At 51.9% G+C, this 26,092-nt stretch carries 22 protein-coding genes; 6 read left to right on the forward strand and 16 right to left on the reverse strand.

The window, feature by feature from the left end; genetic code table 11:
* Positions 1-63: 63 nt before the first annotated feature.
* Complete coding sequence (locus HZU75_RS10875) at positions 64-1,266, reverse strand: amino acid aminotransferase (RefSeq protein WP_180306083.1); 1,203 nt, start codon at positions 1,264-1,266, stop codon at positions 64-66.
* A gap of 134 nt (positions 1,267-1,400) precedes the next feature.
* Here HZU75_RS10875 and HZU75_RS10880 point away from each other — a divergent pair, with 134 nt between their 5' ends.
* Positions 1,401-1,550: a hypothetical protein gene (locus HZU75_RS10880; protein WP_180306084.1), complete on the forward strand. Its 150-nt coding sequence runs from the start codon at positions 1,401-1,403 to the stop codon at positions 1,548-1,550.
* Here HZU75_RS10880 and HZU75_RS10885 read toward each other — a convergent pair.
* Both HZU75_RS10885 and murJ read right to left on the reverse strand, forming a co-directional pair.
* A complete protein-coding gene (locus HZU75_RS10885; RefSeq protein ID WP_180306085.1) occupies positions 1,534-2,274 on the reverse strand; it encodes an NADPH-dependent oxidoreductase in 741 nt (246 codons plus the stop codon). The genes HZU75_RS10880 and HZU75_RS10885 overlap by 17 nt on opposite strands.
* A 104-nt stretch (positions 2,275-2,378) precedes the next feature.
* Complete coding sequence (murJ, locus tag HZU75_RS10890; RefSeq protein WP_180306086.1) at positions 2,379-3,914, reverse strand: murein biosynthesis integral membrane protein MurJ; 1,536 nt, start codon at positions 3,912-3,914, stop codon at positions 2,379-2,381.
* Between the two features lie 161 nt (positions 3,915-4,075).
* Between murJ and rpsT the strand changes: the two genes are divergently transcribed.
* On the forward strand, positions 4,076-4,339 hold the full coding sequence (rpsT, locus tag HZU75_RS10895; RefSeq protein ID WP_180306087.1) for a 30S ribosomal protein S20: 264 nt from the start codon (positions 4,076-4,078) through the stop codon (positions 4,337-4,339).
* Positions 4,340-4,594: 255 nt separating this feature from the next.
* On the opposite strand, the gene HZU75_RS10900 is transcribed toward rpsT, so the two are convergent.
* Complete coding sequence (locus HZU75_RS10900; RefSeq protein ID WP_180306088.1) at positions 4,595-4,951, reverse strand: hypothetical protein; 357 nt, start codon at positions 4,949-4,951, stop codon at positions 4,595-4,597.
* A 158-nt stretch (positions 4,952-5,109) separates the two neighbouring features.
* On the opposite strand from HZU75_RS10900, the gene HZU75_RS10905 reads away from it, so the two are divergent.
* Positions 5,110-6,219: a GGDEF domain-containing response regulator gene (locus HZU75_RS10905; protein WP_180306089.1), complete on the forward strand. Its 1,110-nt coding sequence runs from the start codon at positions 5,110-5,112 to the stop codon at positions 6,217-6,219.
* An 11-nt stretch (positions 6,220-6,230) separates the two neighbouring features.
* Here HZU75_RS10905 and HZU75_RS10910 read toward each other — a convergent pair whose 3' ends face one another.
* A complete protein-coding gene (locus HZU75_RS10910) occupies positions 6,231-8,039 on the reverse strand; it encodes a GGDEF domain-containing protein (protein WP_180306090.1) in 1,809 nt (602 codons plus the stop codon).
* A 204-nt stretch (positions 8,040-8,243) separates the two neighbouring features.
* Complete coding sequence (locus HZU75_RS10915; RefSeq protein WP_180306091.1) at positions 8,244-9,863, reverse strand: NAD+ synthase; 1,620 nt, start codon at positions 9,861-9,863, stop codon at positions 8,244-8,246.
* A gap of 96 nt (positions 9,864-9,959) precedes the next feature.
* Between HZU75_RS10915 and HZU75_RS10920 the strand changes: the two genes are divergently transcribed.
* Positions 9,960-11,687, forward strand: a complete 1,728-nt coding sequence (locus HZU75_RS10920; protein WP_180306092.1) for a serine/threonine-protein kinase — start codon at positions 9,960-9,962, stop codon at positions 11,685-11,687.
* A 70-nt stretch (positions 11,688-11,757) separates the two neighbouring features.
* On the opposite strand, the gene mpl is transcribed toward HZU75_RS10920, so the two are convergent.
* Complete coding sequence (mpl, locus tag HZU75_RS10925) at positions 11,758-13,140, reverse strand: UDP-N-acetylmuramate:L-alanyl-gamma-D-glutamyl-meso-diaminopimelate ligase (protein WP_180306093.1); 1,383 nt, start codon at positions 13,138-13,140, stop codon at positions 11,758-11,760.
* 163 nt (positions 13,141-13,303) lie between these two features.
* On the opposite strand from mpl, the gene HZU75_RS10930 reads away from it, so the two are divergent.
* Positions 13,304-14,275 (forward strand): GGDEF domain-containing protein, encoded by a 972-nt coding sequence (locus HZU75_RS10930; RefSeq protein WP_180306094.1) that lies wholly within the window; start codon positions 13,304-13,306, stop codon positions 14,273-14,275.
* Between the two features lie 57 nt (positions 14,276-14,332).
* Here the strand turns inward: HZU75_RS10930 and HZU75_RS10935 are convergent, their stop codons facing one another.
* The 9 genes from HZU75_RS10935 to def form a co-directional block, all read right to left on the reverse strand.
* Complete coding sequence (locus HZU75_RS10935) at positions 14,333-14,965, reverse strand: LysE family translocator (protein WP_228028029.1); 633 nt, start codon at positions 14,963-14,965, stop codon at positions 14,333-14,335.
* Positions 14,966-15,072: 107 nt separating this feature from the next.
* The gene (locus tag HZU75_RS10940) at positions 15,073-16,542 is read right to left on the reverse strand and encodes a TrkH family potassium uptake protein (RefSeq protein ID WP_180306096.1); all 1,470 of its coding nucleotides are present in this window, start codon (positions 16,540-16,542) and stop codon (positions 15,073-15,075) included.
* On the reverse strand, positions 16,542-17,918 hold the full coding sequence (gene trkA, locus HZU75_RS10945) for a Trk system potassium transporter TrkA (protein WP_180306097.1): 1,377 nt from the start codon (positions 17,916-17,918) through the stop codon (positions 16,542-16,544). The genes HZU75_RS10940 and trkA overlap by 1 nt, the downstream gene beginning before the upstream one ends.
* 80 nt (positions 17,919-17,998) lie before the next feature.
* Positions 17,999-19,297, reverse strand: coding sequence for a sigma-54-dependent transcriptional regulator (locus HZU75_RS10950; RefSeq protein ID WP_180306098.1), 1,299 nt, complete (start codon positions 19,295-19,297; stop codon positions 17,999-18,001).
* Positions 19,290-21,416 carry a sensor histidine kinase gene (locus tag HZU75_RS10955; RefSeq protein WP_180306099.1) on the reverse strand — a complete coding sequence of 709 codons (2,127 nt, stop codon included), beginning with the start codon at positions 21,414-21,416 and terminating at the stop codon, positions 19,290-19,292. Before HZU75_RS10955 ends, HZU75_RS10950 begins: the two co-directional genes overlap by 8 nt.
* Positions 21,413-21,964, reverse strand: coding sequence for a DUF4390 domain-containing protein (locus tag HZU75_RS10960; protein WP_180306100.1), 552 nt, complete (start codon positions 21,962-21,964; stop codon positions 21,413-21,415). The genes HZU75_RS10955 and HZU75_RS10960 overlap by 4 nt, the downstream gene beginning before the upstream one ends.
* A gap of 40 nt (positions 21,965-22,004) precedes the next feature.
* On the reverse strand, positions 22,005-23,291 hold the full coding sequence (gene rsmB / locus HZU75_RS10965; protein WP_180306101.1) for a 16S rRNA (cytosine(967)-C(5))-methyltransferase RsmB: 1,287 nt from the start codon (positions 23,289-23,291) through the stop codon (positions 22,005-22,007).
* A gap of 83 nt (positions 23,292-23,374) precedes the next feature.
* Positions 23,375-24,301, reverse strand: a complete 927-nt coding sequence (fmt, locus tag HZU75_RS10970; protein WP_180306102.1) for a methionyl-tRNA formyltransferase — start codon at positions 24,299-24,301, stop codon at positions 23,375-23,377.
* A gap of 56 nt (positions 24,302-24,357) precedes the next feature.
* Positions 24,358-24,855 (reverse strand): peptide deformylase, encoded by a 498-nt coding sequence (gene def / locus HZU75_RS10975; RefSeq protein ID WP_180306103.1) that lies wholly within the window; start codon positions 24,853-24,855, stop codon positions 24,358-24,360.
* A 161-nt stretch (positions 24,856-25,016) separates the two neighbouring features.
* On the opposite strand from def, the gene HZU75_RS10980 reads away from it, so the two are divergent.
* The gene (locus HZU75_RS10980) at positions 25,017-26,084 is read left to right on the forward strand and encodes a LysM peptidoglycan-binding domain-containing protein (protein ID WP_180306104.1); all 1,068 of its coding nucleotides are present in this window, start codon (positions 25,017-25,019) and stop codon (positions 26,082-26,084) included.
* The last annotated feature ends 8 nt before the right edge of the window (positions 26,085-26,092 follow it).

The raw sequence follows: 26,092 nt of genomic DNA on the forward strand, positions 1-26,092 counted from the left end.
TTTGGATCAAATAGCAATAAAAAAGCCTGCTTTGAGCAGGCTTTTTTATTGGCGAAACGCTAATTACAATACTTTAGCGATCGAGTCAGCAACGTAATCGATGTTGTTGATGTTTAACGCAGCCAAACAAATGCGGCCAGTTGATACGGCGTAGATGCCGTACTCTGCGCGCAGTTTTTCAACTTGCTCGGCAGTCAGGCCTGTGTACGAGAACATGCCGCGCTGTTGCGTTACGAATGAGAAGTCTTGCGCCACGCCGCGCGCAGCCAGTTTTTCTACCAAACCTGAGCGCATTGCGCGGATACGTACGCGCATGCCACCGAGTTCTTCTTCCCACATTGCGCGCAATTCTGGGCTTGCCAGTACTGCTGCAACGACCGCGCCACCGTGAATCGGTGGGTTAGAGTAGTTGGTGCGGATGACGCGTTTCAGTTGGCTCAATACGCGGCCAGATTCTTCTTTGCTTGAAGTAATGATCGACAAAGCACCTACGCGCTCGCCGTACAAAGAGAAGCTTTTCGAGAATGAGCTAGAGATAAAGAATTGCAGGCCAGAAGCTGCGAAAGCTTTAACCGCCACTGAGTCAGCGTCGATGCCTTCAGCAAAACCTTGGTAAGCCATATCAAGGAATGGCACCAAACCGCGCTCGCGACATACTTCAACCACTTCGCCCCATTGTGCGTCAGACATGTCCGCGCCAGTTGGGTTGTGGCAGCAAGCGTGCAAGATGATGATCGAGCCAGCTTCCAGACCCAACAAGAAGGCTTTCATTGCTGCAAAATCAACACCGCGTGTCGCTGCGTCGTAGTATGGATAGTCGCCGACTTTGAAGCCTGCAGCTTCAAAAATCGCGCGGTGGTTTTCCCAGCTTGGGTTGCTGATGTAAACGGTTGCATTTGGGTTCAGGCGGTACAGGAAGTCGCCACCAATACGCAAAGCGCCAGTGCCGCCCAGTGCTTGAGCAGTGACAACGCGACCCGCAGCAGTCAATTCACTTTCAGCACCGAACAACAGGTTTTGCACACCCGCGTTGTAAGCTGGATTGCCTTCAATGGCTTGGTAGCCGCGGGGTGGCTGCGCAGCCAAACGTACTTTTTCCGCTTCTTTCACCGCAGCGAGCAAAGGAATTTTGCCTTCGTCGTTGTAGTAAACGCCTACGCCCAAATTTACTTTGGTGCTACGAGTGTCGGCATTAAACGCTTCGTTCAGGCCCAGAATTGGGTCGCGAGGTGCCATTTCTACGGCGGCGAAAATCGAGGATGTCATCCTATGCTCCATCAATGAAATGTTTCCGGGCAAAGGCCAGTACGTGCGGTTGCCGCGGTGGTGAGAAAAGATCGGCGTCGATTTTAGCACGACTGCGCACCTTACGCTGTAGTCCGTGTCTGGAAGGAATTGTCGTGGGTCAAGTTGCGGTGGATGATAATTTTAACTGCGGGTATTGCTTTGAAGTGATTGATTTTACTGCTATTGCGGCTTATACGTTAGGTGGTATCAGGCGCAGTAATTTAACTGCGCCCGAAAATGCTTTAGTTAAGCGTCAAATTTGAAACCTTGCCGTATTGCGGTGGGCGCGACTTCTGGAAAGTAAATGTTTTGGTAGAACTGGGCGGTATTATCAGACCAGTTTTTGCCATCGTCGCGGCCAATCGCCTGCCAGAATTGCACTAACTCTTGGTCGTAAGTGTCAATGTGCTGTGGTATATCGGCGCTTTGGTAGCTTTCGTGATGCACAAAGCTTGCGCGTGGCAGGCGCGGTTTGAGTGGACTGTCGTTCTCCACGTAGCCGAGCGCCACGCCCGCAATCGGGAAGGTGTTGGCGGGTAATTGCAACAGATCAATCATGGCTTGTGGGCTGCGACGGATACCCCCAATAGGTACTACACCCAAGCCCGCCGCGCGCGCGGCGGTCATTAAATTACCCAGTGCAATACCGGCATCTACGGCGCCAACTGCAAAACCTTCGACGCTTTGGTGAATGACTTGCTCTTTACCTGCTTTTGCAACTGCTTGGGCAGTTTTATAAAAATCGATCACTACCGTAATAAACACCGGGGCTTGCGCAATCCAAGGTTGGCCACCGGCGATCTGGGCAATTTGGGCGCGGCGAGTTGGGTCTTGCGTGACAACCAGTGATACTTGTTGGCCATTGATCGAGGTTGGGCCGCGATAGGCCGCATCCAAAATGGCATCCAGCGTTGCAGTATCCACTGCTTTAGTTTGATAGCTGCGAATGCTGCGATGTTCGTGCATTAGTTTCAGTGTGTCGTTCATGGTGATGTCCTAGTGAGTAATGAGTGGGTTGAATTGTATTAGACCAGTCGTCTAGTTGGCAAGTAAAAAAATCCACACCCGCGTACGGGTGTGGATTTTGGGGTTTAGCTGCTACGACGAGAAAAGTCGCGCGGCCGAAAGCCGAGAATGCCTAGCGTGGCAAAGTAAGCCACAATCCCAACCGTCACGAGGCCCGCCAAGCGCAGTAAGCGCATCACCATCACGCCCTCTGACCACGCTGGCATGCACTGCTGTACGCCAAATAGTGCGGCGGCCATTACGGTCACTGCAATGAATAGTTTGATTAAGAAGCTATTCCAGCCTGCTTGGGGGGTGAAAAAATCTTTTTTGCGCAGGTTGTAAAACAGCAAACCTGCATTGGTTAGTGCCCCTAGGCTAATTGCCAAGGCTAGACCCGCATGGTGCAGTGGGCCAACCAGCACCAAGTTAAATAATTGGGTTACCGTCAGGGTAAACAGCGCAATTTTGACCGGTGTTTTGATGTTTTGCCGCGCGTAAAAGCCGGGCGCTAAAATTTTAATCAAAATCAGTCCAACTAAACCCACTGCGTAGGCGCTCAGTGCTTGTTGTGTCATCGCCGCGTCGTGCGCGCTGAATTTACCGTATTGAAACATCGCTACCGTCAGCGGTTCGGCAATCATCGCCAGGGCGACTGCAGAAGGAATCGCCAGCAGCAAGGCTAGGCGTAAACCCCAATCTAGCAGTCGCGAGTATTCGGCAGTGTCATTGCTGGCGTAGGTTTTCGAAAGTGAAGGCAATAAAATGGTGCCCAAAGCGACACCGAGCAAACCTGTTGGAAACTCCATCAACCGATCTGCGTAGTACATCCATGACACCGAGCCAGAAACTAAATACGACGCAAAAATGGTGTTAATAATGAGCGAAACTTGGCTAACCGATACTCCCAAAATGGCAGGTCCCATTTGTCGCATCACTCGCCACACGCCCGCATCATGGAAATTGAGCTTCGGTCGGGTCAGCATGCCGATTTTACGCAAATGCGGCAGTTGATAGGCCAATTGCGCAATGCCACCAACGACTACTGCAACGGCCATGGCCATGATCGGCGGATCAAAATATGGGGTTAAAAAGAGTGCAAAAATAATGAATGAGACATTTAGTAGGGTAGGGACAAAGGCAGGAACCGAGAATTTATTCCAGGTATTGAGCACCGCCCCAGCCAGTGAGGAGAGTGAGATCAGCAAAATATAAGGAAAAGTAACGCGCAGCAGATCAACGGTAAGGGCAAATTTATCAGGGTTTTTGGCAAAACCACCCGCCGTCGCCCAGATGACCCAAGGCGCAGCAATGACGCCCAGTGCTGTCACAATAGCCAGAATCAGTGTGAGCATCCCCGAGACATCGGCAATAAATTCACGCGCCGCTTCATCGCCCTGTTTGTTCTTATATTCTGCCAGTATCGGCACGAAAGCTTGGCTAAATGCGCCCTCGGCGAAGATACGTCGCAATAAATTGGGTAGGCGGAAGGCCACGTTGAATGCATCGGTTGCCATGCCAGCACCAAAAATGCGCGCCATAATCGCATCACGCGCAAAGCCCAAAACGCGCGAAACTAATGTCATCGAGCTGACTGCCGCCACCGCTTTTAAAAGATTCATGCTGCCCTCATTCTTTTTGCTGTGGCCGAATGATACGCCGCTCTTGCGTTGCCCGTGAAGAACGAATAAAATCGTCGGCTTTCTAGGGTTGTGTGTGCTGCCGAAAGTCCGTGTCTCCGGCCAAGCAGTAGACCCGTTACACCTACTAGGAGCATTACAACATGGCAAATACAGCACAAGCACGCAAACGCGCTCGTCAAGCTACCGCAGCACGTGAACACAATGGCGCTCAGCGTTCAGAGTTCCGCACTGCAGTTAAAAAGGTACTGAAAGCGATCGCTGCTGGCGATAAAGCTGCTGCAGCTACTGTTTACCAGCAAGCGGTTAGCACTATCGATCGTATCGCTGACAAAAAGATTTACCACAAAAACAAAGCTGCTCGTCATAAGAGCCGCCTGGCTGCTGCTATCAAAGCAATGGCTTAAGTTTTTGCCCGAATCGCGGAAAAGCCCACTTTCGAGTGGGCTTTTTTGTTGGCGGCGGTTTTGTTGTTGATCACGCTTCAAATGGGGCTCGGCAAAGCCGAGCCCTTAAAGTTCGTAGGGCATTGCCGCCTTATGTTCTATACCCACACCCCCCGCCCTCTCCTTGAGAGGGGGCCTCGCTGCGCGAGAGGGCATTTCAGAGAGCACAGGTTGTTTCGTAGAAATTGAGGCGCATTGGTCTTCGAGTGCTTCAAATTAATGCGGATGGGATAGGCGAAAGCTTTCCATGATGCGCCAGTAGGCGGCTTCTTCGAGAATAAATACACGGCCATCGGGCGCTTCGTGTGGGGCAATGTCGATGACGATGCGTACAAAACGGCCAATGTCTTGCCACAATGCGGCCGCGATGCGCTCAACAAACCAATCGGCGCTTTCTCCGGCCTTCAGAGCAGCTTCGTGTCGTAGCTCGAGCAGCAACACGCCGTCGCCAAGTGGTTGTTTGCGTACCCATGATGGCATGCACCAGATGCGGCGGATGGTGGCCAGCGCAATTTCCGCCTCTTGCGGGGCAAGGGGCGATAAGCCAATTTGTAAACGGTATGAGCTAGCCATCGGTCTGACCTTGCAAGGTTGATGCAGCAGCGATGCTTATTTATTACACGCCACGGCCAGACTGTCTAGTGCTATTGCGCAATTCTGCGGCAGATTCACACGTTTAATAGCAGCTTATGCTAGGCTAGTGGTAATGCTTAAACGTACAGATTAATACCATGAGCGACAGCACTGAATTAGCAAATCGACCTAAAGTTTTAGTGGTGGATGATTCGCGCATTGTGCGTGCCACGATTAAAAAGCATTTGTCCGAATTTTATGATTTGATCGAAGAGGCTGATGGCGAGGCGGGCTGGCGGCGTCTGATGAGCGATGATTCGATTAGTTTATTGCTATCAGACTTAACCATGCCTGAGCTCGATGGCCTGGGTTTATTGGCGCGAGTACGTGCTTCGGGTGAAGCTAGGCTCAATTTCCTGCCTGTGATTATTATTTCCGGTGAAGAAGACGAAGCCACCAAACTGCGCTGTGTTGAATGCGGCGCGAATGATTTTGTCACCAAATCCACCGATCGTACCGAAATGTTGGCGCGGGTCAAAGCGAATCTAGAGCTGGCTGAGACACGCCGTGAATTGGCCGAGTCACGTTCAGTGCAAATTCAAACGTCAACCACTGATGCTGTTACCGGCGTAGGCAGCCCGCATTTACTCAATTTACAACTTGAACAGGCGCTGGCCTTTGCGTTGCGACACAATAGCGAAGTAACGGTTATGCTGTTGGAAATCAACCACGGGCAAACCTTGCAACACAAATTGGGCGATCGGGTTCATGGGCAATTGCTGGGTTTATTGGCTAAATTGCTCGAAGCCAAATTGCGCAAAGAGGATACGCTGGCCCGGCTAAATGATTCGATGTTTGCGGTCGTTTCGCCGGCTACGCCACTGATTGAGGCTCGTGTGGTGGCAGAGCGTTTACGTCAAACGATCGCTAACGCACGGGTTAATTTTCGCAGTGAACAGCTGCGCGTCACCGCCTCGATTGCGGTGGCCAATTCCTGGCATGATGATGTGCATTCTGCCGAGCGCATGATGTCGATTCTGCAGGATCGCTTGTACGCCAATCCGATGAGCAATCATGTGTTTATGACCGATCCGGCTACGACCCAAACACCAACGCCGCTTATTTCCGAAGCGCTGGTGATGTTGCACAAAGGCGGAGTTGAGGAGCTACGGCCACATCTGAAGGCCTTGTTGCATAATCTGAAACCGCTACTGCAATTGGCCGATGAAGAGCTTGATCTTGGCTGGGATTTATCTGTGTTGGATTGATGGGTATAAGGCTAAAGCGAAATTTGATTCTGCTCTTTGGCGTTATACCTGCCTAGTGTATGCAGGTCATTGGGTTTTTGCTGGCGACGTTCGATAAATAGCGCGTTGCCATTTTCGCGTTTAGCCATACTTTTCGCCGTACTGGCGATACTGGCGACTTCATGGTGGGATTCATACCATTTGGCAATGATTTGCGCTGCGCCCAATGATAGCGAAACCAGCGGGTGACGTTGCAATTCGCCTTGCCGGTTGGGCGCCAGATAACTGCCCGCTGCGATATCGTCGGGGTTGAAAAAATGGCGAATCTCTTGCTGAAATTCTGCCAGCAATTGTTCGCAGCGCTGCTGCCAGTCACTACTACGCAGGACTAAAATAAAATCATCGCCGCCAACATGTCCAACAAAATCGCACGCCGGGTCGAAGTGATTTTGCAGTAATTGCCCTAAGCATTTCAGTAGCTCATCCCCACGGGCATAGCCATAAATATCATTGTACGGTTTGAAATAATCTAAATCAGCGTACACGACGGTAAAGTCTTCCTGTTCTGCCAATAGCTGACTCATCGCCTCTTGTATCGGCACATTACCAGGCAAGCCGGTGAGTGGGTTCGCATGACGTGCAGCGTTGAGCTGTAACTCGGTCATGGTGCGGATAAACTCCCGCCCGGTGCCAATACCCAGATAGCAACCTTGTTCGGTAATAATGAAGCCATCGTCGAGCTGTCGCCGCTCACACGCCGTCATCAAGCGTGCCAGCTCGGTCAGACTGATGGATTGTTCGACGATCAGTGGCTCCTGATCCATGTGAAGCGCGCAGCTACGCGCACCATATAGCTCACGGCTAAATGGACGAGCCAGTAATTCAAGCATGGCATTGCGTTTAATCAGACCTATCGGCCGTTCATTATCTACCACGGGGATGGCGTTAAGGTCGGGCTGCGCATTAAAGCGTTGCCATACATCGTCGTGGGAATCATTGGGCGACAGCGGGCGTACTTCTTGCAGCAAAGACATCGCAGTTGCGTGCAGTGGTTGCGCATTGTAACTGCGCTCCAGTGGTGGAATATCAAGCTGGGTCGCCGGTTGACGCGCGGGGCGTCCAAGCAGATAGCCTTGGGCATATTGAATGCCAATACGGCGCACAGTATCGAGCTCGGCGGTATTTTCAATGCCTTCGGCAATCACTCGCGTGTGCGTATTGAGCGCAATTTGTTGAATTGAGCGCACAAACTGGCGCTTTTGCGCATCCAAATGAATGCCATTGATAAAGTATTTATCAATTTTGACAAAATCAGGGCGTAACTCGGACCACAAACGCAGCCCGGAAAAACCCTCGCCCAAATCATCCAGTGCAATTTTAAAGCCCATCAGACGGTAATGCCGAATCGCATCGGCCAGTAGCCCGTAATCGGTAATGGCTTGTGTTTCGGTCAGCTCGATTACAATGCGCTGCGGCGTAAGCCCGACGGATTTGAGGTATTCCAAGGTCGCCCCCGGCCGAAAGCTGGGCTGGGTAAAGCTCGTCGGGCAAACATTCAAAAACAAATGCCCGGGCAGCCCACTGTTGGCAAAGGCCTGAATAATGATCTTGCGGCAGGCGATATCGAGCTCAGCCAATAAGCCACAGCGCTCTGCCGCTTGAAATAGTTGTAATGGTGCATGCAGCGGGTGATCTGCCGGGCCACGAATCAAGCCTTCGAAGCCGTAGGGCTGGCCTTCTTTCAGCGCAGCGATCGGCTGAAATAAGGGGCTCAGTTTCGACTCCTGAATGATATTTAGCACTTGGGGATACAATTGCTCGATATGACTTGAGGGTGGCATGCCAAAGTTTCGGTGTGGCGATAAGTACTGTAAGGTAACAGTGTAAGATTACGTTTTTGTTACTGCGAGTGCTTGGATAAGTAATTAATTTTGCCTTGAATGGTCAACGACTCTGTTTCTAAAGGAAATTTTAGTTATTTGCAGGGGGGGTAAAGTTAAAAAACGGCAGTCGATCAGGCTGCCGTTTGTAACAAAACACCAAGATTAAAGCGTAAAACGCTGCGTAATCGGCATGCGCCAGTCTTTACCAAATGAGCGCTCGGTAATGCGCGGGCCCACCGGTGCTTGGCGACGTTTGTATTCGTTGATTTTCAGTAGCCGCACCACTTTATTCACATCGGCCTCGGCGTAGCCACGCGCGATGATGTCGGCGATGCTGAGGTTTTCTTCCACATAGGCCGCCAAAATCGCGTCGAGTATCTCGTATTCAGGCAGACTGTCTTGGTCTTTCTGATCGGGGCGCAGCTCGGCCGACGGTGGGCGGGTAATGATGCGCTCAGGGATTGGCGCAGGCTGGCCGTTGGCAATGGCTTGTTCGTTGCGCCAGTTCGACAGGCGATAGACCATGGTTTTGGCCACGTCTTTCAGCACCGCAAAGCCGCCCGCCATATCGCCGTATAGCGTCGCGTAGCCCGTCGTCATTTCCGACTTATTACCTGTCGTCAAAACCAATTTTCCGGTCTTATTGGATAAGGACATCAAGAGCATACCCCGGATACGGCTTTGCAGATTTTCTTCGGTGGTATCCATTTCACGACCCGCGAATTCATCAGCTAGGCCGGCCATCATGCTTTCATACATCGGCCAAATTTCGATTTCGGAATATTTGCAGCCCAAAATGTCGATCATTGCGCGCGAATCGGTCACCGAAATATCGGCGGTGTAGCGCGAGGGCATCATCACCGCGTGGCAACGCTCGGCGCCGAGCGCATCCACGGCAATCGCCAAAGTCAGCGCCGAATCAATCCCGCCGGATAGGCCAAGTAATATGCCGGGGAAGCGGTTTTTGCCGATGTAGTCTTTCACGCCTTGCACCAGCGCGCCGTAAATGCTTTCTACTATTGGGGTATCGGCTGCAACGTCAGATCGGGCAATGTCTCCGTCGATATACTCACAGTAGGCGATTTGGTTTTGGTAGGCGGGCACTTGCAGCACCAACTCGCCAGATTTGTTTAAGGCAAACGAATGGCCATCAAACACCAGCTCGTCTTGCCCGCCAACCAAGTTGCAATACACCAGTGGAATGCCATTTTCTTCAACGCGCTGGCGTGCCACCTCGCGGCGCGTTTCCTGTTTGGCTTGATGGAACGGCGAGGCGTTCAGTACCAGTAACAGCTCTGCGCCTTCATCGCGTGCGGCGGCGGCTGGCTCGGTGTCCCAGATGTCTTCACAAATCGCGATGCCGATTTGCACGCCATCTTGCTCAAACACCAGTGGCGCAAAGCCCGGTGTAAAGTAGCGAACTTCGTCGAACACCGCATTATTGGGCAGTAGTAATTTATCGTAGCGTCCCAGCAGATTACCGTCGCAGATCACACTGGCTGAGTTGAATACTTCATCGCCCGCCACGCCGCTCGGGTGGCCGACGATCAAGGTAATGCCGTCTACTTCATCGATGAAGCGGCCGATCGCCTGTTTGCACTGCTGCAAAAACGCTGGGCGCAGCAGTAAATCTTCGGGTGGGTAGCCGGTTAGCGCCAGCTCTGGGGTCAGCAAAATATCGGCCCCAGCGGCATGTGCTTCGCGGGCGGCAGCCAAAATCAGCTCGGTATTACCGGCAAGGTCACCAACAATCGGGTTGATCTGGGCGAGGGCGATTTTCATGGCTGCAATTCACACGAAGAGAAAAACACTATTTTACCCCAGAATCTAGCCTAGGCTGCGCCTGAGCGTATTTGCGCTCTGGTCGAGCCGCTTGGCTTGAATAATGCGCAAAAAGTCTGTGCGCAAGATCACGATAGAGGGATTGTTGCTGCGCGTTGCTTGGCTGGCGCGGTACAATGCAAAGCGATTGATTCACCGATACTTTTTGCCATGAGCCAGCCAAAAATCGCGCATTACCAACTGCAATCCCGCCTAGGACAAGGCGCGATGGGCGTGGTGTTCCGTGCGCATGATGAGCGGCTGGAGCGCGATGTAGCGCTCAAACTGTTGCAAGTGAATCTGGCCGAAAACGAAGCGGCCGACTATGCCGCCCGACTATTGCAAGAAGCGCGCTCGGCTGCGCGGCTCAATCACCCCGGCATTATCACGGTATACGACTGTGGCGAATGGCGTGGCAAACCGTATTTGGCAATGGAGTTGGTGCAGGGTATTACGCTAAAAGACTGGCTGGAAAAGCGTGGTGCATTGTCGATCCGCCAAGTGATTAGTATTGCACGCCAGATGTTTGCCGCACTTGGACACGCTCATCGGCATAAAGTGATTCACCGCGATATCAAGCCGGCTAATCTGATGCTCACCAAAGAAGGGCGGCTGAAAATCACCGATTTTGGTATTGCCCAGTTGCCCGCAAGCGATCTAACCCGTACCGGTACAGTACTGGGATCGCCTCGTTATATGTCGCCCGAACAATTGGCCGGTAAAAAGCTCGATGGCCGAGCTGATTTGTATTCGGCTGGTGTGGTGCTCTACCAATGCTTGACTGGTAAAGCGCCATTTGATGGCGAAACGACGATGAATATCGTCTATCAGGTATTGCATTTCAATCCGCCCGCTCCGCATGAAGTACGCCCAGAAGTGCCGCGTGCGCTGTCTGATCTGGTGATGCGCTGTTTGGCCAAATCGGCCGATCAGCGCTATGCCAGCCTCGATGCCGCACTGGCCGCCTTGCTGGGCGGAGAAACCGACCCCCAGCGCCAATCGCGTGCGCCGGAAGACCCGACGCAGGCCTTTGATACACAAAGTGGCGCAACGGCTGCGACGCCAAGCAGCAATTCACCGCTGTGGCCGTGGGTGGCGCAGACTGGGGTATTGCTGGCTTGGCTGGGCCGACATGGTTTACGAGCCGCTCGTTGTTTAGGTCGCTGGCTGTGGCGTGGCTTGCAAGTGCTCGCACGAGGGTTACAGCGCTGGACGCCGGTGATCTGGGCCAAGGCGCAATCGCTATATCAACAGCTCAGCCCGCGGGTGAATGCCGCAGCGACCCGAGGTTGGCTCCGTTTTCGCGCTTTGCCGCCGCGAGGGCAAATTGCTACGAGTATCGTGCTCAGTGCAGTTTTGGTCTGGGGTTTATGGCCGCGCAGCCCGGTGGCGGAAATTGAATTCGCGCAATCTGCGCCTTTGGCTGAACATGCGCCGCAATTAGGCGATGCACAATTGGCTGCAGAGCAACAGCAACGTAATCAATTGCTTGCCAAAATGGGGGATGCACAAGCGTATGCGCAGCCCCCCGAGTCGGAAGAGGGGCAAAGCAGTCCAGAATTGACTGCGCCACCATTACGACAAGTGAAAATGAGCCAAGCTGAGCAGCACCCCGAGCAGGTGACTACAACTGCCGCTGCGCACAGTGAGTCAGGCTTATTAGGTCAACTGCAGCAGGCAGGGCAACAGATGGGGCGCGATGTCCACGGTTTATTCAACTGCTTGAGTGGGCAGAGCGCTTGTCCAAACGCTGAAGCTAGCCAACAGCAACAGCGACGACCTTAACGGTTATCGCTGTCGCAGATACTATGTGGCGGTATTGCTTTTAATGCATTTGATTATTTGGCTTTTGGGCTTATACATTGCCAAGTTGTGCTAATAGCTTGCCGTGAATGCCACCAAAACCACCGTTACTCATCACCAGAATTTGATCGCCAGCGTGCGCCTCGGCCACGATGGCGGCGATCAGCGCATCTAGCTCAGTAAAGCTCTGTGCCTTGCTACCCAGCGGCGCGAGCGCTTCGGCGGTATCCCAGCCTAAATTTGCGCCGTAGCAGAAGACGCGATCAGCGTCGCTGAGGCTCTCGGGTAACGCTGCTTTCATTGTGCCTAGCTTCATCGTATTTGAGCGCGGCTCCAGCACGGCTAAAATTCGCTGCTTGCCGACTTTGGCGCGTAGCCCTGCGATGGTGGTGGTAATCGCTGTTGGGTGATGGGCAAAATCATCGTACACGGTGATGTCGTTGACGATGCCTTTTACTTCCATCCGGCGTTTTACATTTTCAAAGCGACCCAGCGCCTCGATTGCCACGTGCGGCGTCACGCCCACGTGGCGGGCGGCGGCAATCGCGGCCAGTGCGTTATGGGCATTGTGCTCGCCCATCAGGTTCCAAACCAGACGACCTTGTTGCTCGCCATTAAATAGCACGTCAAAACCATCGGAATAGATTTCGCCTAACGCCCAGCCGTTGTTGCTGGCGGAGTTAGCAAACTGTTCGACTTCGGACCAGCAACCGCGTTCGAGCACGCGCTGCAGGCTGTCTTCTTTGCCGTTGACGATCACGCGGCCTTGGCCGGGGATGGTGCGTACCAAGTGGTGAAACTGCGTTTCGATAGCCGAGAGATCGGCAAAAATGTCGGCGTGATCGAATTCCAGATTGTTCAAAATCGCCGTGCGTGGACGGTAATGGACAAATTTGCTCCGTTTGTCGAAAAATGCGGTGTCGTATTCGTCAGCTTCAATCACAAAAAAAGGCGAGGTGCTGGCCGCATCTTGCCGTGGCGTACCCGGTGCGCGCGCCGAAACACCGAAGTTTTCTGGAATGCCGCCCACCAGAAAGCCGGGCGCTAAACCCGCGTCTTCCAAGATCCATGCCAGCATCGAGGTGGTGGTGGTTTTGCCGTGCGTGCCAGCGACAGCCAATACCCATTTATCACGCAGTAGATGTTCCCCTAGCCATTGCGGCCCCGAGGTATAGGGTAGCCCGGCGTTTAAAATCGCTTCCATCAGCGGCATACCCCGCTTGACGACATTGCCGATGACAAATAGGTCGGGTTTGAGTTCGAGTTGCTCGGCGCCAAAACCTTCGATTAATTCGATGCCCAAACTTTCTAATTGGGTCGACATCGGCGGATACACATTCGCATCGCAACCAGTGACTTTGTGGCCCGCCTCGCGCGCCAGCGCGGCAATGCCGCCCATGAAGGTGCCACAAATACCCAAAATGTGAATATGCATAATCGATCGATCCTGGTTGCTGAGTGCGAGCCCATCTTGGCGCAATCAGCAATATTGATTTTGAATAAAAAGGTGCATCATTGTAGCGAACTTGCTTGGCGTAGTCTGCGCCAACACTTACAATCGATTTTCTTGTATTAGCTTTTGCTTAGGTAGCTTTCAGATGTCTTCAGCAACACCGGTCAATCCGGTTGAAATTGCCCGTATCGCGCTCAAACGCTTATCCGAACGTGGATTACCGCCAACTCCCGAGAATTACGCGCAATTTTATAACGCGATTGTCACCATCAAAGCACCGGAAAGCAAAACCGCGACAGAAATGCAGCTGGCCTGGCAGGTGCTGTATAAACTTGACGACGCGGCCCACGATATGGGCGAAGTGACCGAGGGGTTGCTGAGCAATTTATCGGGTTCCACTGCGGTGATGCAAGACAGCCTTGGCAGTTTGCAAGCCGTGCGTGAGGCCCACGCCAGCCAATCGGTACCACCCGAAGAAACCCATGCGACGCTGGAAGATTTATTGAATGTGGTGATTAGTACCACGCACAATGTTCATTCGACTGTAACCACCTCGCACTCTGATCTGCAGACTATCCGTGATTCGATTCGCCATATTGAAGAAGACCTCGCGTTTAACCGCAAAGTGCTTGAGCAAGATGCACTGACCGGTGCACTGAACCGCCAAGGGCTAGATCATTTGTTGATGCGCGAAGTTAAACGGGCGCAGCGCAATGATGCGCGCCTGACTGCGGTGATTATTGATTTGGATGAATTTAAAGCGATTAATGACCGTTTTACCCATCTGGTGGGCGATCAGGTTTTGGTGCACATGGCCAATTTGACCAAGGCGGTGCTGCGCGAATCAGATATTTTAGTGCGTTACGGCGGGGAAGAATTCCTGATTTTGCTGGTCGATACCGATAGCAAAGGTGCAGCTTACGTGATTGACCGCTTGCGCCTAGTGACTGGCCGCACGCCGTATATGCACCATGCGCAACGGATTGAAGTGCGCTTCTCTGCGGGGATTGCTCAACTACGTAACGATGAAAATGGCCGTGCCATGGTGCTACGCGCCGATGAAGCGCTGTACCGTGCAAAAAACAGTGGCCGGGGTAAAACCGAAATGGCCGATTGAGCGCGGTCAATCGTCGCAAGTCAAACCCAGCCAAAGTGCTGGGTTTTTTCATGTGGATCAGTTGAGCAAGGCCAGATAGCCATTGCGGATGACGATAAAGGCAAAATAGATATACAGCAGCGCCGAGACAATATGGCAGCCCTGTTTAAAACGTGTGCCCATCGTTTGGCCACCGTGATGTGCGCCCAATGCGATAAACAATGTCCACGCCACGCCGCCAGCGAAAAAACCGATCAGGAAATCAACTGTGCTGAGCCAACTGCCATCGGTGGCTTGTGCAATCAGTGTGCCGCCAACGGCAGCAAACCACAAAATCGAAGTTGGCGAGGCCATTGCCAGCGTTAAGCCGCGACCAAATAAATGCCGGCGGCTGGGGAGCGCGGGGTGAGTGGTTTCGGTTTGGGTCGCATCACGCAGCGCTTCGCGCGCCATTTTGAACGCCAGCCACAGCAATAGTGAGCCGCCACCGAGCCAGGTTAGCCATTGTACCCAGACAAACTGCAGCAAAAAGCTCATGCCAGCAATCGCGAGCAGCGCGTAAAACAAATCGCCAAAACATGAGCCAAGGCCCATCCACAAACCCGCTTTGCGGCCATATTTGAGTGTTACGTCAATAATTGCCACATTCACAATGCCAATATCAAGGCATAGTGAAATTGACAATAAAAAACCAGTCAGCATTGTATCCATCTGCATAGCTTACAGATTTTGGCGGACTGGCCATATTAGGGATTTGGCTAGTTATGATGGGTATGTGGTCTTGGCTATTTATTAGTAATGGCTACAGATGTATACCCTTAGTTACGCCAGAACGCGCTGGTAAATAAGATCAGCACCGAAAAAATTTCCAAACGACCAAGTAACATGGTGAAACTGCATACCCAAGTTTGGAAGTCGGTCAGTACGCCATAATTACTGGCGGGGCCAACGACACCCAAGCCTGGGCCTGCATTGTTGATGCAAGCGATAATGGCCGAAAAACTGCTGAGAAAATCTAGCCCCGATAGTAGCAGCACGAAGGTCAGCCCGACGATGCTGGCAAAATAGATAAACACAAAGCCCATTACCGAGAACAGCACCGAGTTGGGCACAATCTGCCCATTGACGCGCAGTGGATGTACGCCTTGTGGATGCAGCAAGCTCGACATTTGACGTGTTACTTCTCGCACCTGAATGATGGTGCGAATCATCTTAATCCCGCCGCCCGTCGAGCCAGCGCAGGCAGTGATACATGAGAGGAACAGCATCACCAGTGGGACAAAAATAGGCCATTGGGCAAAATCGACGCTAGCAAAGCCGCTATCAGTCGCTAAAGACACCAGATTAAATGCCACATGACGTACAGCTGTTAAATAGGCGGGGTAGGTGTTTTGCCAGTACAAATAGCCCGCGCAGGCCAAGATGCTGGTTATTAGCAGCAGCAGCATGGCTTTGAACTCACTGTCCTTCAGGTAAACCGACAATTTACGACCTGACAGCGCAAAATAATGGGTGGCAAAATTGGTGGCGGCCAGCACCATAAATACAATCAGAATGCCTTCGACAACGGGCGAATTAAAGTACCCTACGCTGGCATCGTGCGTAGAAAAGCCGCCCAGACACATGGCGGCAAAGGCATGACATACCGCATCTAGCCAGCTCACGCCGCCCAGATATTTCAGCAGTAGAGTGCAGACCAGAGTAAGCCCTGCGTAGATTAGCCATAAATTGCGTGCTGTTTCATGGATGCGCGGAGTGAGTTTGCTATCTTTAATCGGGCCAGGTGTTTCAGCTTTGAATAACTGCATACCCCCTACACCTAATAGCGGCAAAATGGCTACAGCCAATACGATGATACCCATACCCCCTAGCCAGTTCAGCAGGTGTCGCCATAGATTAATCGAGGGTGGTAAGTGATCTAGCCCAGTGAATACCGTGGCACCGGTAGTGGTCAGCGCCGACATGGTTTCAAAGTAGGCATCGGTAAAACTGGTTTGCGGGTTAAACAGCAGCAGGGGGACTGCGGCAACGGCGGGTAGCAAGCTCCAGACCCCAACGACCAATACGAAACCATCACGCGAGCGCATTTCACGCTTGTATTTGTGGGTGAGTGCAATCGTGCTCAGGCTGACGATCAGCAAGCCAGTTAACGCGTCAACAAATGGCCACAAACCCGCGTCGTTATTGAACCAGGCTACGCCAATCGGCACGATGATAGAGAGCGAGAACAGGGCTGATACACGGGCCAGTACATTGACCGTGGGCAGCAGGCGTTGTGACAGCGTCATTAGAAGAACCCGATTTTCACAGCAAACAATTGCTCGATTTCACGAATGTGGCGCTTGTTATCAATAAAAACGATGACGTGGTCTTCATTTTCAATCACGGTGTCGTGGTGCGCCATGATCACTTTTTCACCGCGAATCAGCGCAGCCAGATTGGCGCCTTGCGGGAGCTTGATTTCTTCGACCTTGCGACCGACAACGCGGGAGTTACTTCTATCTCCATGCGCAATTAACTCGATGGCTTCGGCCTCGCCACGGCGTAGGCTATGTACGGCCACAATATCGCCTTGGCGCACATGAGCCAGCAATGCCCCGATGGTAGCTTGCGCTGGTGAAATGGCGACATCGATTTTGCCGCCTTGCAGTAGGTCTACGTATCGTGAGCGATTGATAATCGCGACCACTTTACGTGCGCCCATTTGTTTGGCCAGCAAGGACGACATAATGTTGTCTTCATCGTCGGACGTTAGCGCCAAAAATAAATCACAGCGATCAACCTGCTCATTGTCGAGCAAGTTTTCATCGGTGGCTTCACCACGCAGAATGAGGCATGCCGGTAACTGCTCAGCCAGCCATTGTGCTCGTTCGCGATTCACTTCAATGATTTTGACTTGGTAGTCGTTTTCCAGTGCTTTGGCTAAACGGTAGCCCACATTGCCACCGCCGCAAATCGTGATGCGTTTGATGGCGCGTTCGGTGGCACGCAATTGACCGATGACAGCGCGAATGTCTTTACGTGCGGCCAGGAAGAACACCTCGTCGCCTACGCTAAGAATGGTGCTGCCATCTGGTTGAATACGTTTGTTTTTGCGATAAATCGACACCACGCGGCAATCAATTTTGTCTAAATACTGCGCCAGCGTGGCTAGATCTTTGCCATCCATATGTGCGCCAGCTTCAACCCGGACGGCCACCATTTTGGCGCGGCCATGGCCAAAATCGAGTACTTGCAAGGCTTCTGGTGTTTCCACTAGCCGCTTGAGTAAATCGGTGACAATTTGAGCGGGGGTAATAATGTGGTCAATGGCAAAGCCATCGGTATTAAATAGCTCAGGGCGGGCCAGTAAATCCTGATCACGTATCCGTCCCAGCCGAGTTGGCACATTAAATAGTGTGTGAGCTATTTTACACGCCACCATATTAAGTTCGTCCGACGGGGTGACGGCCAGCAGTAGGTCTGCGTCAGCGGCTCCAGCATTGGTGAGAGTGGTCGGATTCGCGGCATAACCGACTAAGGTGCGCAGATCGAGCTTATCGGCTAAAGGCTGTAAATTATGCGGGTTCTCATCCACGATGGTGACGTTGTAGTTTTCGTGGACTAGTTGCTCGGCCACCGAAGTGCCAACCCGGCCTGCGCCGAGGATCAGGATATTGGGCAATTTACACTCCAGCGTTAAATCAAGGGCAATGATGCACAACGCCGACGAGGGGAGGGCTCGTCGGCGTTGCTTAGGTTTTATTACGCTTCTTCAAGGTTGCGTAATTTACGGGGCATTTGAATCCCCAGTTGCTTCAGTTTTCGATACAAATGGGTCCGCTCTAAGCCAATGCGCTCGGCTACTCGGCTCATATTGCCATTTGATAGCTCGATCTGACGCTCCAGATAAAAGCGCTCAAACTGATCACGTGCTTCGCGCAGTGGCAAATCAAGATCAATCTGGGGCAACGGCATCGCTTGTTGAATCTCGGTGGTAGCCACTTGCGATTCGGGCGAGAGCTGCGCGAGCAGACGGCTCACTGGCAAAATATCAATATCACCATCACGACCAGTTAATGCCAAGCTTTTCACGACATTCGCCAGCTGATCGATATTGCCAGGCCAATCTTGTTGGCTAAGTAATTGCAGCGCTGATTTCGAAAAGCGCCGCACGCCTAGCTTGTTGGCTGCAACGGTTTGCGACAGCAGGTTTTCAGCCAGCGCTGGAATATCTTCAGCATGATCGCGCAGCGCAGGTACTGGCACGATGATTTGTGTCAACTGGCGCAGTAATTCTGGCTCGATTTGACCTGTCAGTTGATCAAGCGGACGTGTAGATGCCGTTACCAAACGAATTTTATGCTTTTCCAACTTAGGGATCAGATTGAGCAAGCCGGTTTGAGCCTTGCGATCGAGCCATGCGATATCCCGTACAAAAATTGTGCCGCCCGCAGCGCGATTAAGCATATCTTGCGGTGGCAAAGCCAATTCTTCATTCGAGTTTGGTGCGACAAAGCCACCACCCGCGCGGGTGAGGTGACGAGCACACGCTTCAAAACCAGCGCCAGGTTCACCAGTTAAGATTAAAGGCAGGGACTGACTTGCAACTTGGTCAAGTGCCTCACGCAGCCCATTGATGGTGCTGCTATTGCCGAGGCTCTGCAGGCCCTGCGTCGGCTTTACCGTGTTAGCAGGTTGGGCAAAAGCACGTTTAACCGCGGCCAACAACTTTTGCAGGCCAATAGGCTTTTCTAAAAAGTCGAGTGCACCGATGCGGGTTGCTTCCACGGCCGTATCAACGGTAGCGTGGCCAGACATCATGACGACTGGCATTGTTAGTTGACCATTGCGTGCCCATTCTTTGAGCAGGGTTACGCCATCGGTATCTGGCATCCAGATGTCGAGTAGCACGAGCTTAGGCTCGGCTTGGTTACGGTATTGGCGTGCAGCCTCAGCATTTTCAGCTAGTGCAACGCTATACCCTTCATCCAGTAAGATCTCGGATAAAAGTTCGCGAATGCCAACTTCATCATCAACGATCAAAATTTCTTGATTAACCACTTATTGTTTCCTCCCAGAGCGGCAACTCGATCCGAACGTAAGCGCCTGTGGCATTGCCCACCTGAACTCGCCCGTGATGTTCTTCAATAATTTTTTTCACAATGGCCAAACCCAAGCCAGTTCCTTTGGTTTTTGAGGTGACATACGGCTCAAAAACACGCGGGAGCAGATCGGCTGGGAAGCCTTTGCCGCTATCTTCGATGTAAAGACGCGCCCATTTTTCGTCTTTTTCGAGAATAAGGCAAATCTGTTTTTCTTCGGCCTCTGCAATTGCGTCTTGCGCATTCTGCAGTAGGTTGTGAATAACTTGGCGTAAATGGGTTGCATCGCCATTGACCATGAGTGAATCGTGCACCCTAAATTCGCGCAGTACTGGGGCTGCTTCGTAGAGCACCAATACCTCTTTGACCAGCTCCATAAAATCGAGCGGTTTCTTTTTGCCAGAAGGTTTGCGGGCATAATCACGGAAGGCATCGACCATCTGTTTGAGTGCCGCAACCTGCTTGATAATGGTTTGGGTATTACGGGTGAGAAACTCCGCGCCGGCTTGATCGAGCTTGTCGGCTAATTTGATTTCCATCCGTTCGGCGGAAAGTTGAATTGGCGTCAGCGGATTTTTAATTTCGTGCGCTAAACGGCGCGCCACTTCGCCCCAGGCGGCATCCCGCTGAGCAGAAAGCAGCTCGGTAATATCATCGAATACCAGTACGTAGCCGTGCAGGTCTTCCGCATCATTAATGATTTGAGTTAGGCGGGTTCCGCGTACCAGTAGGACGCGTTTTTCATCGGCGAGATCAATTTGACGCTGCCAGACTTCATCTTCCGATAAAAAGCCATGAATGGTGTGAGCGGCAAAAGCGGTGAGCGCAGGGTAGCTTTCGTTCCAGCGTGAAAGTGGCTGCCCCATGATCCGGTCTGGGTCGAGCCCCAAGATGCGCAAGGCACTTTGATTGGCTGACTGCAATTGCCATTCTTCATCAAATGACAATACTCCGGCAGACAGCGAGCCTAAGATCGCCTCCACATACGCTTTGGCTTCGGCTTGCTCGGCCTGATTTTCTTCCAGCTTGTCGCGTGCATCAGCAAGCTGGCGCGTCATGCGGTTAAACGAGTGCGTCAATATTCCCAACTCGTCGCGGCTAATAACCGGATGCTGCTGGGTGAAGTCGCCCTGTGCAACTGCGCGTGTCCCTGCGGCCAATACACCAAGTGGGGCGGCAAGTTTGTCGGAGAGATAGATGGCTAAGGCTAGGGCTCCCAATAGCGCAATGGTCAGGGCAATCGTTAAGGTCAGGCTGTAAATAATTTTAAGCCCTTGTCGAGACTGGGCAAGCTGTTTGTAGTCACTGCGTACCTGCTCCACTAGCTCGGCATCTTGTGCCAATTGTGCGGGTACAGGTTGCATTAGCTGCAGCAATCTAGTCCGATGACCAAAGTCGCCGTCCGGCATCGGGACAATAACGCGCATCATCAGCGCATTGGCGTCCGATTTTTCAATCCCCTTATAGCCACCGCGTAGCGCTTCACGAACTAGCTCTCGGGTGGGTAGTTGCGGGATTAAGGTCGCATTTTCATTGCCAATGTGCGCATAAAGCTGGTTATTGTCATCAAATAGCGTGACTTCCTGTACGCCAGTTTGTTCGCGCAACTTGGAAAGCCTAGGTAGTAATGAGCTGGCAGAATTGTCGTGCACATCCCAGGCAATAACACTTGCTTTGCGTTCCAATTCATCAAGCTGAAAATCAATCGCATTGCGGCCTAGATTTAAGCCGCGATCGAGCGCATTGTCGACCCGAACGTCGAACCAGGCCTCGATTGAGCGGTTTAAAAACTGTACCGATAAGGTGTAAACCAGCGCACCGGGTAGCACCGCGACCAATGCAAACATCAGAACCATGCGTAATGTGAGTCGCGAACCAAATACTTTACGTTTTACTCGTTTAATCAGCCGAGTTAGGCGAGTGCCAACCAGTGCCGCCATACCAAGCAATAGTGCGATATTTAAGCCCAGCACCAAGCCGTAATAGTTGGAAAAATGCGAGGTATTACCAGATACCGACGCCAGCAAAAACAGCAATACCGTGGCCAAGCAGCCAATCACAAGTAGCCAACGTTTCACTGCGTGGCCTCCGTATCTACGGGCTTACGTAACAGCAGATCTGTCCAGCTTGATTCTAATTGCCAATTGGCATTACCAAGATTGCTTAGTTGATAGGCTTTTGGCAATTGCGAGCCATCTAGGCGCAGGCGAATTCGTCCAGCAAAATCCTCAGCGTCGATATTGCTGTTTTCTAGCACTGACCAGTTTTTTAGCTGCCCAAGTGCAGAAAGTGCTTCTTCTAGGCTGTTAAAGTGCCGAGTTACACTGGTGGTTGCAACTCGATATTGTTTGGTTAGTGGCTGATAGCTGAGTTTCAGGGTGAGGTGGGCATTGGGGCCAAAGCCTTCTGCTACTTGGCGATACCAAGCGTAGATTCTGGGCTTGGTGAGCTTGAACTCATAAATGAATGGTAGGGTTAGTCCGTTTCGTAGTGCTTCTTCTAAATCGCTGTTGAGTATGACATTGTATTTGGCGAAGAGCTCAACTTGCTGTGGCGTCACTTCGGCTTCGGCCTTTACGCTTTTTATTTGAGCGGCATGGCATTGCAATGCAATAAGCAATAGCACGCAGGCGCCTATTAGGCGCCAACCGCTTAAAGCCATGAATTTAAATGGCTTTGGTAAATAGTGCGTAAAAGAAACCATCATGCTCAGAATTCGGTAATAGCTGGCCGTCAATTAAGTCAGCTGGAATATGCTCGGAACTTAGCGCCTCACGCCGTGCATCGGGGTGACGGCGGGCAAAGGCTTCGGCGGATAGTCGGTTTTCTGCCGGAAACACCGAGCACGTAGCGTACAGTAGTTTGCCGCCTGACGCTACGAGTGGCCAAAGCTGATCTAGCATTTTTTCTTGTTGACGGGAGAATTCAGCAAAGTCTTCGGGGCGGCGCAGCCATTTGATATCTGGATGGCGGCGTGCGACACCGGTGGCCGAGCAAGGTACGTCAGCCAGAATGCGATCAAACTGCTGGCCATCCCACCAAGCTGCTGGGTTGCTAGCATCGGCAGTCATTACGGTTGCGCGTAAATTGAGCCGCGCCAGATTGTCATCGACGCGCTTGAGACGGCCTGAATCGGCATCAATCGCGGTGAGTGCGATATCCGCCAGCTCCAGTAGATGACCACTTTTGCCACCCGGAGCGGCGCACGCATCCAGTACCCGCATGCCATCTTTGACATCAAGTAAATGCGCAGCGGCTTGTGCACCCCAGTCTTGTACCGACACCCAACCATCAAAGAAATGCGGTAAGGCATCGACCGACTGGGCTTTTTCGAGCTGAATGCTAAAGTCACTGAGGCGACGAGCGGCAATGCCACGCTCGCTCAAGAGCGCTAGGTATTGCTCGGCATTGCTATGGCGGCGATTTACACGCAGCGTCATTGGCGGGTGCTGATTATTCGCCTGCAAAATTTGCTGCCACTGCTTGGGGTAGGCGTTTTTCATTTCGGTCATCCACCATTTCGGGTGGTTGAACTTGGCGCGTTCATTTTTTTGCGCGGCAGCCACTAGCTCATCTTTTTGGCGCAAAAAGCTGCGTAATACTGCATTAACCAGCCCTTTGCCTTTACCCTGACCAATCTTGGCCGCCACATTGACTGCGTGATCAACCACCGCATGCGCGCCCGCACGCGTGAATTGCAATTGATACAGCGTGGTGAGCAGCAGCACTTTGAGCTCTAGCTCTTTCAGCGGTTTACTGGCTAACGTATTGAGCAGCGCTTCCAATAGGCCTAAATGACGCAAGGTGCCGTAGGCGATGTCTTGCACCGCACCGCGTTGCTGGGGCGTAATATTTGGATTTTGGCGCCAAGTGGTACTCAGGGCTTCGGTCAGATTTTGGCCTGAGAGCACCGCAAAAACGGTTTCACAGGCGAGGGTTTGCGTGAGTAACATTCAGACATCCGGTTGCTTGGGTATGTTGATAAGGCTTAATAATGATCTGCTTTTGATCAATATACCCTTCTTGATTGTATTGCTTACTGGCCGAAAAATTGACCAACGCTTAATTCATTACCGGCCAAAAATGCCTGCGCACCCAGTCGTTTGCCACCGGCTTTTTGTAATTCAGTAATCCGCAGCGCGCCGTGGCCGCAGGCCACCACTATGGCTTCTTTTTCTAACGCTAGAATCTGACCTGCTTGGCCTTGCCTGTCGCACGCACTGGCTTGCCAGATTTTGATTGCCACGCCTTGCAAGCTGGTTTGTGCGCTGGGGAAGGGGTTAAAGGCACGGATCATGCGATCCAGTTGCTTGGCGTCTTGCTGCCAGTCGATCTGTGCTTCTTCTTTTTTGAGCTTTTCGGCGTAAGTGACGCCTTGCTCGGGCTGAGTCTGACGATGGGCTTGTAAGTGCGGTAGATCAGCCAGCGCAGCGACGATGGCTTGCGCGCCTTGAACGGCTAATTTGTCGTGCAGACTAGTCGCGTTATCGGTGGCTTCAATGGCGGTGCGGTGAATCGACAGCATGTCGCCGGTATCGAGGCCGGCATCCATTTGCATAATCGTAATGCCCGTTTCGGCATCCCCGGCCAAGATAGCGCGCTGAATCGGCGCTGCACCACGCCAGCGTGGCAGTAGCGAGGCATGAATATTTAGGCAGCCCAAACGTGGCAAATTAAGCACCGCTTGCGGGAGTATGATGCCATAGGCAGCAACCACCATGACGTCTGCCTCAATACCCTGTAGTGGCGCTTGCTGCTCAGCCGTACGTAGCTTCTCTGGTTGATACACTGGAATCTGGTTGGCAATGGCGACTTCTTTCACTGCAGAGGCCGTGAGCTTCATGCCGCGCCCACTTGGGCGATCTGGCTGAGTTAACACTAAGACTATTTCATGGCCTGCATCAATTAAAGCTTGCAGTGCGCTGGCAGCAAAATCGGGCGTACCGGCAAAGATTATTTTCATAAGTTCAATGACACTCGTTGTCGATCAAAAGTCGCAGGCTAATCGCCGGCAGGGATTTACATTGCTTTGCGTTTTTTGAGCTTTTGTACGATGCGATTGAGCTTGAGGCGTGACAGTTTTTCAACAAAAACCTTGCCATCCAAGTGATCGATTTCATGCTGCACGCAAATGGCTAGTAAGCCATCTGCATCAAATTCAAATGCCTGGCCTTGTGCGTCGAGGGCTTTGACTTTAATGCGTTCTGCGCGCTCAACTTCTTCATAAATGCCGGGCACTGACAAGCAACCTTCTTCATAGGTTGTGATGCCATCGCGTTCTATAATTTCCGGGTTGATCAGTACGAGCAAGTCGTCTTTGTTTTCGGAAATATCAATCACGACCAAGCGATAATGAAAATCGACTTGGGTCGCGGCTAGGCCAATACCGGGCGCTGCGTACATGGTTTCAGCCATATCGTTGATTTGGCGTTGTAAAGCCGCATCAAAATGGGTAATCGGCTGTGCAACTGTGTGCAAACGCTCGTCGGGGTAGTGCAAAATATTAAGAATTGCCATCTTTGCTTGCTAGACCAAAAGTTTGTGATGCAGAATCGGTTAATTATTGCTTAAGCTTAATTCATCATATAGAAATTTGAATAGGGCTGCATATTATCCACTGGACCTATCCAAATCGAAAATTTACTTGCTGCACTTACGGCGAGAACTGGGCTCACACTATGCGTAAATCAATTATATCCTTTCTTTTGGCCGCTGGTTTCATGACTGGCGCGGCATTCGCGGATGAACTCAAGCTCGCGGACAATGCACCGGAAAGTTACACGGTAGTAAAAGGCGATACGCTATGGGGCATTTCGGGTAAGTTTTTGAAGCAGCCGTGGCGCTGGCCGGAAATTTGGCAGCTCAATAAGGCAGAAATTAAAAATCCGCACTGGATCTATCCCGGTGACGTAATTGTACTCGGTAATTGCAATGGCAAGCCTTGTTTGCGTCTACTGAAAAATGCCAAAGCGGATGGACGGGGCGGTAACGGTAAGTTAAGCCCGCGGGTTCGTATTAGTAGCCTAGAAGGTGATGCTACGCCAAGTATTGCAATGACGTCGATTGAGCCTTTCCTTTACAAGCCTTTGATTATGGATATGGCTAGCTTTAAAGCGGCACCACGCATTGCAGCCGGTCCAGATGATCGAGTGATGTATACCACCAATGATCAAATCTATGCGGTTGGTTTGACTGATATTGAGGCAGGTGAAACCTACCAAGTATTCCGTCAGGGTAAAGAAATTATGAACCCGGACAACCCAAAAGAGTCATTAGGTATGGAAGTGATTTACTTGGGCGATGTGGTGGTGCGTAAAGTTGGAGACGTGCAAACATTGCAGGTGGCTACATCATTCCGCGAGATCCAAATTGGCGATCGCATGGTTAAATCGCCAGAAAAAACTTTCCTCAACTATGCTCCTCACCTGCCGCAACAGGCGATCGAAGGGAAAGTCGCCTCGACGTATGGTGGTGTAAGTGACGTAGGCTCTTTGATGACGGTCGTGATCAATAAAGGTGCGCTCGATGGTGTGGATGTCGGTACTGTGTTCTTTACCTATAAAGCGCCGCGAATGGTTAAAAAAGAAGAGAAGTCAGAGCCAGATCGCATGACTCCGCCAATCAAAAACGCAAACTTGTTTATTTATCGTGTATTCCCGAATATTTCATACGGCTTGGTGTTAGATAGCACGATGCCAGTGAATACGGGGGATCTAGTCAACGCACAAGCGGCAGCAACGGAGTAATCCTTGCT

Origin of the sequence: Chitinibacter fontanus (assembly GCF_013423785.1) — a bacterium.
Classification (GTDB): Bacteria; Pseudomonadota; Gammaproteobacteria; order Burkholderiales; family Chitinibacteraceae; genus Chitinibacter; species Chitinibacter fontanus.